The sequence below is a fragment of the Ruegeria sp. HKCCD6119 genome (assembly GCF_013110585.1).
Lineage (GTDB): Bacteria > Pseudomonadota > Alphaproteobacteria > Rhodobacterales > Rhodobacteraceae > Ruegeria.
The window spans coordinates 325,999-338,322 of record NZ_WVQV01000001.1 but is presented as its reverse complement, the minus strand read 5'-3'; the positions used below and the strand labels follow the sequence as shown (position 1 = coordinate 338,322).

General features: G+C 57.8%; 12 protein-coding genes. 5 read left to right on the top strand and 7 right to left on the bottom strand.

From position 1 onward, the window contains the following. Nucleotides 1–107: 107 nt before the first annotated feature. Entirely contained in the window at nt 108–1,322 is a 1,215-nt protein-coding gene (locus tag GS611_RS01710) for a DegT/DnrJ/EryC1/StrS aminotransferase family protein (protein WP_171631296.1), read from the top strand. A 64-nt stretch (nt 1,323–1,386) separates the two neighbouring features. Here GS611_RS01710 and phaR read toward each other — a convergent pair whose 3' ends face one another. The 3 genes from phaR to GS611_RS01695 all read right to left on the bottom strand — a co-directional run bounded on the left by phaR (nt 1,387) and on the right by GS611_RS01695 (nt 4,453). After that, the gene (gene phaR, locus GS611_RS01705) at nt 1,387–1,938 is read right to left on the bottom strand and encodes a polyhydroxyalkanoate synthesis repressor PhaR (protein ID WP_171631294.1); all 552 of its coding nucleotides are present in this window, start codon (nt 1,936–1,938) and stop codon (nt 1,387–1,389) included. Nucleotides 1,939–2,073: 135 nt separating this feature from the next. Further along, nucleotides 2,074–2,520, bottom strand: a complete 447-nt coding sequence (locus GS611_RS01700) for a phasin family protein (RefSeq protein WP_171228035.1) — start codon at nt 2,518–2,520, stop codon at nt 2,074–2,076. A gap of 130 nt (nt 2,521–2,650) precedes the next feature. Further along, nucleotides 2,651–4,453 carry an alpha/beta hydrolase gene (locus tag GS611_RS01695; protein ID WP_171631291.1) on the bottom strand — a complete coding sequence of 601 codons (1,803 nt, stop codon included), beginning with the start codon at nt 4,451–4,453 and terminating at the stop codon, nt 2,651–2,653. A 111-nt stretch (nt 4,454–4,564) separates the two neighbouring features. Between GS611_RS01695 and phaZ the strand changes: the two genes are divergently transcribed. Both phaZ and GS611_RS01685 read left to right on the top strand, forming a co-directional pair. Further along, on the top strand, nt 4,565–5,836 hold the full coding sequence (phaZ, locus tag GS611_RS01690; RefSeq protein ID WP_171631288.1) for a polyhydroxyalkanoate depolymerase: 1,272 nt from the start codon (nt 4,565–4,567) through the stop codon (nt 5,834–5,836). Nucleotides 5,837–5,841: 5 nt separating this feature from the next. Then, complete coding sequence (locus GS611_RS01685) at nt 5,842–6,429, top strand: DUF6151 family protein (RefSeq protein WP_171631286.1); 588 nt, start codon at nt 5,842–5,844, stop codon at nt 6,427–6,429. Here the strand turns inward: GS611_RS01685 and GS611_RS01680 are convergent. From GS611_RS01680 to GS611_RS01665, 4 genes are all read right to left on the bottom strand, one after another. After that, the gene (locus GS611_RS01680; protein WP_171631284.1) at nt 6,426–7,136 is read right to left on the bottom strand and encodes an alpha/beta fold hydrolase; all 711 of its coding nucleotides are present in this window, start codon (nt 7,134–7,136) and stop codon (nt 6,426–6,428) included. The genes GS611_RS01685 and GS611_RS01680 overlap by 4 nt on opposite strands. An 85-nt stretch (nt 7,137–7,221) precedes the next feature. Continuing rightward, on the bottom strand, nt 7,222–7,836 hold the full coding sequence (locus tag GS611_RS01675) for a hypothetical protein (RefSeq protein ID WP_171633777.1): 615 nt from the start codon (nt 7,834–7,836) through the stop codon (nt 7,222–7,224). 44 nt (nt 7,837–7,880) lie between these two features. Then, nucleotides 7,881–8,873: a carboxylesterase gene (locus GS611_RS01670; RefSeq protein WP_171631282.1), complete on the bottom strand. Its 993-nt coding sequence runs from the start codon at nt 8,871–8,873 to the stop codon at nt 7,881–7,883. Then, the gene (locus GS611_RS01665) at nt 8,873–9,622 is read right to left on the bottom strand and encodes an alpha/beta fold hydrolase (RefSeq protein ID WP_171631279.1); all 750 of its coding nucleotides are present in this window, start codon (nt 9,620–9,622) and stop codon (nt 8,873–8,875) included. Before GS611_RS01665 ends, GS611_RS01670 begins: the two co-directional genes overlap by 1 nt. A 210-nt stretch (nt 9,623–9,832) precedes the next feature. Between GS611_RS01665 and thrS the strand changes: the two genes are divergently transcribed. Together thrS and GS611_RS01655 are read left to right on the top strand one after the other, a co-directional pair. Further along, nucleotides 9,833–11,791: a threonine--tRNA ligase gene (thrS, locus tag GS611_RS01660; RefSeq protein ID WP_171631277.1), complete on the top strand. Its 1,959-nt coding sequence runs from the start codon at nt 9,833–9,835 to the stop codon at nt 11,789–11,791. A gap of 221 nt (nt 11,792–12,012) precedes the next feature. Further along, on the top strand, nt 12,013–12,315 hold the full coding sequence (locus GS611_RS01655; RefSeq protein WP_171631275.1) for a DUF2282 domain-containing protein: 303 nt from the start codon (nt 12,013–12,015) through the stop codon (nt 12,313–12,315). Nucleotides 12,316–12,324 lie beyond the last annotated feature (9 nt).

The following is a 12,324-nucleotide window of genomic DNA, read 5'->3' as shown; positions in this document are numbered from 1 at the left end:
TAAATTGCGACAGATTGGTGAATTTTCGCCTGCCCGGCGATTGGGGGCTTGGATTGCCTCCCGATTATCTTTATCTTTCCCAAAGATAGAATTCGGGAATTCCAAATATGACGCTGCCCCCCAACGTTCACGACGCCGAACCCATCCCTGCCGCCGCCAAGGACGCGATCGAGGCCCTGATGCAATCAGGTGACCTGTTCCGCTATACCGCACCGCAGGATGCCCCGGTGGCCCTGCTGGAAGTCGAGTTCGCGGAACTGTTGGGCACGAAATACGCTTTGGCGGTGTCGTCCTGCTCGGCCGCGCTGTTTCTGTCGCTCAAAGCACTGGGCCTGCCCCGCGATGCGCGTGTTCTGATCCCCGGCTTCACCTTCGCGGCCGTGCCGTCATCGGTCGTCCACGCCGACTGCATTCCGGTTCTGTGCGAAGTGGGTGAAAACTATCGCATCGACATGGCCGATTTCGAGGCCAAGCTGGACAACGTTCAGGCAGTCATCATCAGCCACATGCGCGGGCATACATCCGACATGGATGCGATCATGGCCTTGTGCGACGCACGTAACATTCCGGTGATCGAGGATGCCGCGCATTCGCTGGGCACCACATGGCATGGCCGCAATATCGGTACGATCGGAAAGGTCGGATGTTTCTCGTTCCAATCCTACAAGATGATCAATGCCGGCGAAGGTGGCATCCTGATCACGAATGATGCAGATCTTGTCGCGCGTGCCGTCATCATGTCGGGCGCGTATGAACACAATTGGAAGAAGCACAAAGGTCCGCAGGGCGACAACTCACCCGAACTGGAAGAGGCCTTTGCCCGCTGGCAGAACAAGCTGCCGCTGTACAACCTTCGCCTAAGCAACCTCAGCGCCGCCGTGATCCGCCCTCAACTTCCGGAACTGGCACGCCGTGTCCGCGATGGCCTGGCAAACCACGATTACGTGGCCGGTCGCCTGAACACCTCGTCTCATATCGAGGTCCCCGCCCCGCTGCCCCCCGAGCAGCGTGCGCCGGATTCGATCCAGTTCAATCTTGTCGGAATGCAGGAACATGAGATCCGCGCCTTTGCCGCAGCGTCCGAAGCACGCGGCGTCAAGGTTCAGGTTTTTGGTCTGAGCGAAGACAACGCCCGCGCTTTCTGGAACTGGCAATTCCTTCCGGAAACTTTCGACCTGCCCAAGACGCGCGACATGCTGATGAAGGCCTGCGACGTGCGCCTGCCAGTCCGCCTGACCCGCGAAGAGCTGGACGTGATTGCAGACATCCTGCTGGCATCGGTTGGCGAAGTGACAGGCCCGATGCCGGTTTATGGCACTTAAGACAGCGGCACTTTGAACAAGAAAGGCCCGCACGATGCGGGCCTGATTCTTTGTTCGGAACGGATCAGTTCAGCTTGGACAGTTTTTGCTGCAACTCGGCCAGCTGTTTCTTGATGTCGTCCAGATCCTCTTTCGGTTCGGACTTGTCCTCTTCCTTTTCCGGGCTGGACCATCCGCTGGACAGCCCGCTGGTCATCGCCTTCAGGAAAGCCTGTTGCTGCGCCTGCAACGCGTCAAAACCCGGCATCTGAGACATCGGATTCATCGCGCTCATGTTTTCCATCATCTTGTTTTGGCTTTCGCGCAGCATCTCGAACGAGCTTTGCAGAAACTGGGGCATCACCCCCCCGCCCGGCAGCATGTAACTGCGCACCAGATCATTCAGTACATTCACCGGCAGCACATTTTCACCCCGGCTTTCATGTTCGGCAATGATTTGCAGAAGATACTGGCGAGTCAGGTCATCGCCGGTTTTCAGATCAATGATCTGCACTTCTCGCCCGTCGCGGATGAAGCCCGCGATATCTTCGAGCGTCACGTAATCGCTGGTCTCGGTATTGTATAGTCGACGGCTGGCATAGCGCTTGATAAGCAGCGGTTTTTCTTGGTCCGACACCGGGTTCCCTCCCCAAGGATGATGCGTTGCAGCACAGGTTATGCGAGTGCAGCACAAAAAGAAAGGGCAGGTCAATGGACCTGCCCAACGCGATTGCACCTAATGGGAGGGTTGGGTGCGCTTCGCGGACGTTTCTTACTTTGCAGTTGCAGCTTTCTTGGCTGCGGTGGTGACCTCGTTGGTCGCCTTTTTGACGGCAGCGGTTGCTTCTTCCGCGGCGTCTTTGCCGGCAGCCATCAGCAGCTCGACGGTTTCGGTCTGAACTTTTTTCGCGATTTCAGCGAAAGCGGCCAGGTTTTCGGCTGCAACTTCAGCCGACGCGCTTGCGAAGTCGGTTGCGGCTTTTGCGTAGTCAGCAGGCTCTGCCTTGGCTTTCGACATCTCGCTCAGCTTGGCCAGGGTGTCCTTGGTCCATTTGTTCGAGATCTCGGCCGATTTCTCAGCAGCGTCCAGAGCAACGCCCGACAGCTTCTCGTTCAGCGAAGCGGTCGATTTGAATGCGCCTTCCATCGCGGTGGTGTCCACCGGAAATGCACCCATCATGTCTTTCATGATCGCGGTAAAGTCTTGGGTCTTTGCCATTGTCCTAATCCTTTTAGCCGGTCCGGGCCCACCCCGGGTTTCATCAGCTTGAGGACAATATGATTGCTGCACCGCAGCATTGCAAGTTTTTTCTTGCTGCGGCGCAGAATTTTTAAGTTTCAAAATGAAATCAGTCGTTTGGTTTCGCCACAACGTAAGTCCCGGGTGCGGATGCAAGGCTCGGGTGCTTCGAATCACCCGGCTCACGGGCCGGAACCTGCTTGCCAGACCGCTTCTTCAACCACGCGTCCCACATGGGCCACCAGGATCCTTCGTGAAAATCAGCTTCTTTCAGCCAGGTGCTGGCATCCGACTTCATATCCGGGTTGGTGTAGTGGCCATATTTCTTCTTGCTGGGCGGGTTCACGATACCCGCAATATGACCCGATTCTGAAACCACGAAGGTTTTGGACCGCGAGCCCATTTTCTGCACGCCGCGGTAACAGTCTTTCCATGCCGCGATGTGATCGGTTTCGCAGGTTATGGCCATCAGCGGCACATCCACGTCTTCGAGTTTCAACTTGTGCCCCATCAACTCGAAACCGTCGGTCGCGAACTCGTTGCGCTGGCAGAGGCCTCGCAGATATTCCACGGCCATTTTTGCTGGCAGGTTTGCACCATCGCCGTTCCAGTAGAGCAGATCAAAGGCCGGAGGCACTTCCCCCATCATATAGCTGCGAATGGCCGGACCATAAATCAGGTCGCGTGATCGCAGAAACGACATGGTGCGCGCCATGATCCACGATCGCAGAACGCCTTCCTTTTTTACTTCCTCTTCGATTCCGTCGATGAAGTCGTTTTGCAGGAATGGCGTAAACTCACCCTGATCGGAAAAATCCGTCAGTGCCGTGAACAGCGTTGCGGATTTGACCGATTTGTCGCCACGCTGTTTCAGCAAGGACAGGGTCAGGCTCAGCGTCGTGCCCGCGATGCAATAACCCACAGCGTTGACCTGTTTGACCTTGCAGATCTTCTTGGCCGTTTCGATTGCGGTCAGGAAACCGTCCTGAATATAGTCTTCCATGCCGGTTTCGGCATAGCTTTCATCCGGGTTCACCCAGCTTACGACAAACAGGGTATAGCCCTGTTCGGTGATCCATTTGATCATGCTGTTCTGGGCTTTCAGATCCAGAATATAGAACTTGTTGATCCAGGGCGGGAACAGAACGATGGGCGTCTCATAAACCGTTTCAGTCACCGGCTTGTATTGGATCAGCTCCATCATCCGGTTGCGATATATGACCTCGCCCGGCGTTGTCGCCAGGTTTCCACCAACCTCGAACGCGCTTTCATCCGCCAGTTTGACGACCAACTCGCCATCATTGGCTTCGAGGTCTGAAACAAGGTTCTCCAACCCTTTTATCAGCGACTGACCTTCGGTCTCGACCGCCTTTTGCAGGGCATCCGGGTTAGTCGCCAGAAAATTCGTGGGCGCCATCATGTCGATGATCTGCTGCGAGAAATACTGTAGGCGTCGTTTGTCTTTGGCATCCAGATCATCAACCGACGAGACAGCCTGCGCAATCGCTTCCGCGTTCGTCAGGTATTGCTGCCGGATCAGTCGGAAATAAGGGTTTGTCTCCCAAAGGGGATTGGAAAAACGCTTGTCACCGGGCTTGGTGTCCTCGGTTTCCACCTCTCCGGTCGTCAGCGCTTTCTGCGCTTCGGCAAAGTTGAGAACCGACTTGCCCCAGAATTCTATCTGTTGCTCCAACAACTTGGCGGGATTTTGCCATGCCTCGGCCCAATAGGCTGTTGCTGCTCGTGCAAAAAGCTCTTGATTCGGGCCGTCCAGCGCGGGCGTGTGCGACTTTTTTGACGCCATGATCTCGACCAGGCGCTTCGCGAGCTGCTCGACCCTTTCCATATTTTCTTTAATGCGTTCAATATGTTCTTCGGACACGTCCGGCATTTGGTCTTCACTTGTTGTCATTTTAACAATTCCACCCTAACCTCGCTGCCATGCAGAATAACGTCGTGGGTGCTGGGGGGCAAAGCGGCGAATGGTCCGAACTCTCAGGCTGACACTCAGGAGGCCCCATTTATGCGCTACATGATGACCTACGACCTTATGGAGTCCATGCGTAACACCAACCAATGGCTTGGTGCAACCGCAAGCGCGATGGCGTCCTACCCCCTGTTTTCCATGACACCTAACCCGGCGTTCAGCTGGATGGCCGCATGGGGTGAAGTCACCGAACGGACCTTCCAGCGAATGGTCGTCAAACCTGACTGGGGCATTCGAACCTTCACCTGCGAGGACGGCAAAGACCATCTGGTCGAGATTACGACCGTTCTGGAACGCCCCTTCGGCGATCTGGTTCATTTCCGTGTCAACGGCCGGGAAGAACAACCGCGCAAGGTCCTGCTGGTTGCGCCCATGTCCGGCCATTACGCCACGCTGCTGCGTTCGACTGTCAAAAGCCTGCTGGTCAATTGCGAAGTTTACATCACCGATTGGCATAATGCGCGCGATATTCCTGTGTCTGCCGGCAAGTTCGATGTCGAAGACTACACGCTCTACCTTGTAGATTTCATGAAGGAACTGGGGCCCGACACGCACGTCGTGGCGGTTTGTCAGCCTGCCCCGCTGACATTGGCAGCGACCGCCTATCTGGCCGAAGTCGAACCCAAGGCTCAACCCAGCACTCTGACACTGATTGGCGGGCCGGTGGACCCGGACGCGACTCCGACCGACGTCACCGACTTTGGACGACGTGTTACGATGGGTCAGCTGGAAGAAACCATGATTCAACGGGTCGGATTCAAGTACAAAGGTGTCGGGCGTATGGTCTATCCCGGCCTGCTGCAACTGGCGTCGTTCATGTCGATGAACGCCGATCGCCACTCCAAGGCGTTTTCCGATCAGATTCAGCGTGTTATCCGCAACGAAGCCTCGGACCTGGATGCCCATAACCGTTTCTATGACGAATATCTTGCGGTGATGGACATGACGGCCGAGTTCTATCTGTCGACGGTCGAACGCGTGTTCAAGAACCGCGAGATCGCACGCAACGAATTTGTTGTCGCCGGCCACAAGGTGGATATCGGCAAAATCACCGATGTTGCCGTGAAATCGGTCGAAGGTGCGAATGACGATATCTCGGCGCCCGGACAATGTATTGCTGCACTGGACCTGTGCACCGGTTTGCCAGACAGCAAAAAGGCCAGCCACGTAGAACCCGGCGCGGGCCACTATGGCATTTTCGCGGGCCGCAGCTGGCGCGATAACATTCGCCCGCTTGTGATTGATTTCATGAACGAAAACAGCCGCAAGAAACGTCGCCGCGCTGCGAACACCAACAAGGTAGCCTGATAAACATGGGCGGGCCATTACATGGTGGCCTCGCCTTTTCCTGCTGTTGCGGCCAGTTGAAGGGTCAAATCTCGGACCGGGGCGTTCGGCTTGGAACCCATGTCGAGTGTTTTTGTCATGACTGCCGTGCGGCGCAACTGTATTTCGGGCAGCCCGACCCGGCGCCCGGCCCGGTGGACATTTTCCAGATGGCACCGGATGAAATCGAAATCACCGCCGGGAGCCAATTCCTTTCGGCCATGAAACTCAGCCCAAATGGTATGCTGCGATGGTATGCCAGCTGCTGCAACGCCCCGCTGGCGACAACGCCACAGACTGCACGTTTGCCCTTTGCAGGGTTTATCGTCGGCAGGATTACCGGTGATGTTTCCGCATTGGGGCCGGTGACGACCCGTGGGTTTGTCCCTCGACCCGATGGAAAACAAAAACACGAAAAGGTCAGGTTTGCGGCGTTTGGCCTTTTGCGCCGCGCCCTGCAATCGCGCCTGTCAGGACGCTGGAAGAATACGCCGTTTTTCGACCCCGAGACCGGCGATCCTGCGGTCGTACCGAATGTCATTTCGAAAGACGCGCGGGCGGCGCTTTACCCCTAGACAAACTTTTGCGGGGTATTCAGCCAGGTTTCCAAGGCTTTGTTGACGGCATCGGGCGCTTCAAGCGGCAGCAGATGTCCGGCATTTTCGACGACCTCCAACGCTGCCTCTGGTATCAGGTCAGACATGAAAGAGTGCCGTTTGACCGGGGTAAGCGTGTCATGGGCACCGCCCATGATCAAAGTTGGGACTTTGATGCGGCGCAACGAACCCTGTTGGTCTGGGCGGCGCTGCAAGGCACGCATTTGACGCACGAATGTCTCGGCGCCCAGATCATTCGCCATTGTCAAAAGATCATTCAGAATTGGGATTCGCCTGGGCCCCGGTGCCAATGTATCGGTGCCGACCAGTTGGCGCATGACCTCTTCCAGCCGCCCACCCAGGGCACCAATGATCAGGTCCTCGCGACTGGCCGCGATTTGAGGTGTATCCGCCAGTGCGTCCGTCGACATCAGACACAGGCGCGTCACCCGTTCCGGTGCCCGCCGGGTCAGTTCCAACCCCACCACACCGCCCATGCTCAGGCCCGCCAATGCAAACCGATGTGGCAGCTGATCCAACAGCCCCGAGGCGATCTCTTCAATGCGCTCGCCTCCGGAAACAGGTGCAACAGTGACAGGCCGTGACCGTGACAACACCTCGATCTGAGGTCGAAACAGCCGGGCATCACACATCAACCCAGGCAACAAAACCAGCGGTTCCTTCACGCGGGGGTCTCCATCTGCTCGGTTTTCCGAGTCCTTCCAGTTGTTGTCAGGATGAGAGTTTTGCCAAAGCCGGGCAAGGAAAACTTCACGGGTAGGCGATGGCCCGAAACGCCGGGAAATCGGCGTAACGGGATTGCCGGGCCGCAAGGTCTTCACCGGGCTCAGCGCCGGGCCTCAACAGACACCCACGCGGAGCAATATAGCTGTCGATCCGGCGTTGCGGCCTGGGCCGCCACACAAGGTTGAACGCACAGAGCTTGGGAAAGAACCAGATTTCGGAATACTCCAGATAATCGTGCATCCACCACGCCAGATCCCGCCAGTCCCTGCCCTGCGCATATTGATCCGCGAACCACGGGATGACGATGGATGCCCCGGCGATCCGCGCATCCCCTTCCCCGCGATCCCAGATGTGGCATTCCAGCGGGTGATCGTTTCGGGCGCAGTTCAGCTTGTTTTCATTGCCAAACCGGTTCAAGGACGATGAACGATAACCCGACCTGACCGCGACCCGGCCAAATGTCTCCTCCAAAGGGTCAAGAAGAGTTTCGCAAAAGGCGCGGCCTGTTTCGATCGCCAGATCCGGGTTGTCCGGAATATTCTGCTTTTGGTGGAAGTTGCCGATTTCCGAATACAGAAAATCGCGCATGAAGAAGTGCCGGGACAAGCGGACACGACCCAAGGTCTCAAGGCTCCACATACTGCCCGGCTTACGCATCTTGCATCCTTTTTTCCGATCAGGGTTTATTCCACCCCCAAGCCCTTGAGCCACTCCAGAATACCAGCAACGGTGGCATCGGTTTGACCCGGCGACATCAACCGCCCCGCGATAACATGTGAAGACGGATCGTCACCCGGCCCCATCGTCACCAGCCTGACTGTTGCCGGAGCGCCCCAGGCCTCGGCAACCTTGTGCGTCCGGTCCGGCCGCACAACCTGATCATCATCCGAAAACCAGAACAAGGCGGGTATTAGGGCGTCAGAGAAATCCAGCGCATAGACCGTATCCACCAGCACGGACATCGGCACGACGGCTTCCCACGGGTAGACCGACGTCCAGTACCTGTTCTTCTCGGGGTCCGGCCCTGACACATCGCGTTCTTGCCCCATGAGAACGGGCAACCAACTTCTGGCCCAAGGCAACGAAGGCACCCACGCCGCGACGGTATTCACACCAAAGTTCGGCGAGACAAAAACCATGCCGACCACATCCTGGCTGAGGTCGGGATCCAACGCAGCGGCCGCCGCCAGCGTTCCTCCGGTCGAGGTGGAAATGACGATCACCTTTTCCCCGACCGCACGCGCCGCTGCCAGCCCTTCGGCGGTGTCCTGCATCCAGCCCGAGGCCGTACCCTCGGCCATCGCCGGCCCATCCCGACCGTGACCTTGCAACCGCGTGTAGACCAGATTGGCGCCCAAAGCGTCAGCCACCAGATCAGGAACAGGGCGGATTTCCTCGGAACTTGCTGAAAAACCGTGGATGTACAGAACAGAATACGGCGTGCGCTGTTCCTTGAACCCGTCCTGCCAGATCACGCGCTTTTCGACACCCGGAACGATGTCATCATAGGCAGACTCGGTGCTTTCAAAAAAAACCTGAACACCTTCACCAAATTTCCGAGGGTCAAAGGTCGGGTGCAGGTTCACTTCCTCGCGCGGGCCGAACCAGTAGACCAGGCCGCCAAGAACAACCAGCGCCAGAAGAGCGCGCCCCAGAAACCAACCAAAGCGCCGCATCAGGCTTCTCCCAACACATCAAGAACCGCGGTCTCGATCAAACCCAGGCACATCTCGTCCGAGAAGCGATGATCAGCCCCCTTGACCAACAACAGCCGCATGTCAGGACCCGCAGCATGTTCCAGCAGCCGCACGGCTGTTTCGGTCGAAACCGCCGTGTCTTCGGTACCTTTCAGGAAACGAACCGGGAACGGCAGATCCAGAGCGTCCCGCAGAACCAAATTCTGGCGTCCGTCTTCGATCATGCGCTTGGTGATGATATAGGGTTCCATATAGTCGGACGGCAGCTCGACATGGCCGACAGAGTCCAGCGCAGCTTTTTGTTCGTCGCTGAACGAAGCCCAGTACCCGTCCTCGGTGAAATCCGGCGCGGCGGCGATTGTGACCATGCCCGCAATTCGCTCGGGCATGACCTTGGCCAGCAGCAATGCCTGCCATCCTCCCATTGATGAGCCAACCACGATCAAAGGTCCGTCCGTCAATGCCTTTACCGCAGCCAATGTGTCCTGATGCCAGTCACCGATACAGCCCTCGGTGAACGCGCCCGAGCTTTCGCCGTGGCCGGAATAATCGAACCGCAAGAACGATTGCCCCCGCGCCTGTGCCCAGGCTTCCAGATGCACGGCCTTGGTGCCTTCCATGTCCGATTTGAGCCCGCCCAGAAAAACGATGGTCGGTCCTGCCCCTTCGGTCTTGTGATAAGCCAATCGCCGCCCCTGCGGCGTCTCCAGAAAATCCGTCGCTGCCATGAAACCCTCTTTCCTTTTCCAGCATCATGCACGCCCCACCCCCGAGTGCAATTCCGCCCACTTCATCTTTTTCCAATTACTCCGGGGAGCGCGAGGGGCCGGCCCCTCGCCCCACTCTTGACACAGGCCCATCCACCTGCCACATGGGCCGAACACACATAACCCGCAACCGGGCGTTCAGTGGGCGCCAAACCGACGAGGAGAGCCGATATGGCCCTGGATTCTCAATCCGTCTCTCTTACCTTTCCCGATGGCAATGCACGCACCTTCGCCGCAGGCGTCACGCCCGCGCAGGTGGCTGCCGACATCTCAACCTCGCTGGCCAAAAAGGCCATCTCGGCCACCGTTGACGGCCAGCACTGGGACCTGCAATGGCCCATCGAATCCGACGCACAGATAGCCATCCACACTATGAAGGATGAGGCCCAGGCCAATGAGCTGATCCGCCACGATCTGGCCCATATCATGGCGCGCGCGGTTCAGGAGATCTGGCCCGCCACCAAGGTCACCATCGGCCCCGTCATCGAAAACGGCTGGTATTATGACTTCGACCGCGAAGAGCCGTTCACGCCCGAAGATCTCGGCCTCATCGAGAAAAAGATGAAAGAGATCATAAACAAGCGTGATCCCGTCACCACCGAGGTCTGGGACCGCGAGCGCGCGATCGAGTTCTACAAGGCCAATAACGAGCCCTACAAGGTCGAGCTGATCGAGGCTATTCCCGGCGACGAGCCGCTGCGCATGTACTGGCACGGCCATTGGCAGGATCTTTGCCGAGGTCCGCACCTGCAACATACCGGGCAGGTTCCGGGGGATGCGTTCAAGCTGATGTCCATCGCGGGTGCCTATTGGCGCGGCGACAGCGATCGCGCGATGTTGCAGCGCATCTACGGCGTGGCCTTTACCGGCAAGGAAAAGTTGAAAGCCTACCTGCATATGCTGGAAGAAGCCGCCAAACGCGACCACCGCAAGCTGGGCCGCGAGATGGACCTGTTCCACATGCAGGAGGAAGCGCCCGGTCAGATCTTCTGGCATCCCAACGGCTGGACCATCTACACCCTGCTGCAGGACTACATGCGCCGACAGCAGCGCAAGGGCGGTTATGTCGAGGTGAACACGCCGCAGGTCGTTGACCGCAAGCTGTGGGAACGGTCCGGCCACTGGGACAAGTATCAGGAGAATATGTTCATCGTCGAAGTGGACGAAGAACATGCCCGCGAGAAAGCCGTTAACGCGCTCAAGCCGATGAACTGCCCCTGCCATGTTGAAATCTTCAAACAGGGCCTGAAATCCTACCGCGATCTGCCGTTGCGTATGGCCGAATTCGGGTCGTGCAACCGGTACGAACCCTCGGGCGCATTGCACGGCATCATGCGCGTGCGCGGTTTTACGCAAGACGACGCCCACATCTTTTCGACCGAGGAACAGATCGAGGCCGAAACCGCCGAGTTCATCCGTTTCCTCAGCGTGATCTACAAGGATCTGGGATTCGAAAAGTTTGCGGTGAAATTCTCGGACCGTCCTGAAACGCGGGCTGGTTCAGATGAGGTCTGGGACAAGGCAGAATCCGCCCTGCTCTCTGCAACCCGAGCAGCCGGGATCGAACCCGAACTGAACCCGGGTGAAGGCGCCTTCTACGGTCCAAAGCTGGAGTTCGTCCTGACAGATGCCATCGGTCGCGACTGGCAGTGCGGCACCTTCCAGGTGGACTTCGTTCTGCCTGAACGCCTGGACGCCACCTATATTGGCGCCGACGGCGGCAAACACCGCCCCGTCATGCTGCACCGCGCGACGCTGGGATCCTTCGAACGGTTCATCGGTATCCTGATCGAAGAACACGCGGGCAAACTGCCGTTCTGGCTGGCCCCGCGTCAGGTCGTCGTGGCCTCGATCACCTCCGAAGCGGATGAGTATGTTCTGGAAGTGGTTGAAACGCTCAAAGCTGCGGGTGTCCGCGCCGAGGCGGATATCCGCAACGAGAAGATCAACTACAAGGTCCGCGAGCATTCGGTCGGCAAGGTGCCGGTCATTCTGGCCGTCGGCCACCGCGAGGTTGAAGAGCGCACCGTCAGCGTCCGACGTCTGGGTGAAAAACAGACGCAGGTTCAACCGCTTGACGTTGTAACAAACGAGCTGTCGCAGGCAGCCACCCCACCGGATTTGCTGTAACAATCGGCAGCATATTGCTGGGAATCTGGCCCCCGAATTGGGGCCAGATTGAAACAATTCACTCTTTCTTCATCAAAAACAATGCTTTACGCTGCAAGAGGGCACGCCGCCCTTTGACGTGCTTGTGAGACACGGGCTCGTGAATTCAACTCTGTCTACCAAGCTACTACCTTTGTCATTGTCACAAGCAGACATACCCAGTCATCAAGAGGATTACCGAGATGTCGAACACAGCCAAGTCCCTGGTTATCGCAACCGCAGTCGCAGCCGCCGTATCGGGCGCCGCAACCACTGCATCCGCTCAGGCAAAGGAAAAATGCTATGGCGTATCGCTGGCCGGTCAGAACGACTGCGCCGCGGGCCCCGGCACCACCTGCGCGGGCACCTCGACCGTTGATTATCAGGGCAATGCATGGACCCTGGTTGACGCAGGCACCTGCGCGGATATCGAACTGCCCGCGCAGGCAGACGGCAGCCCGCGCAAAGGCTCGCTGGAAGCTCTGGATCGCGATCTGCCCGCATAAGAACGGCCT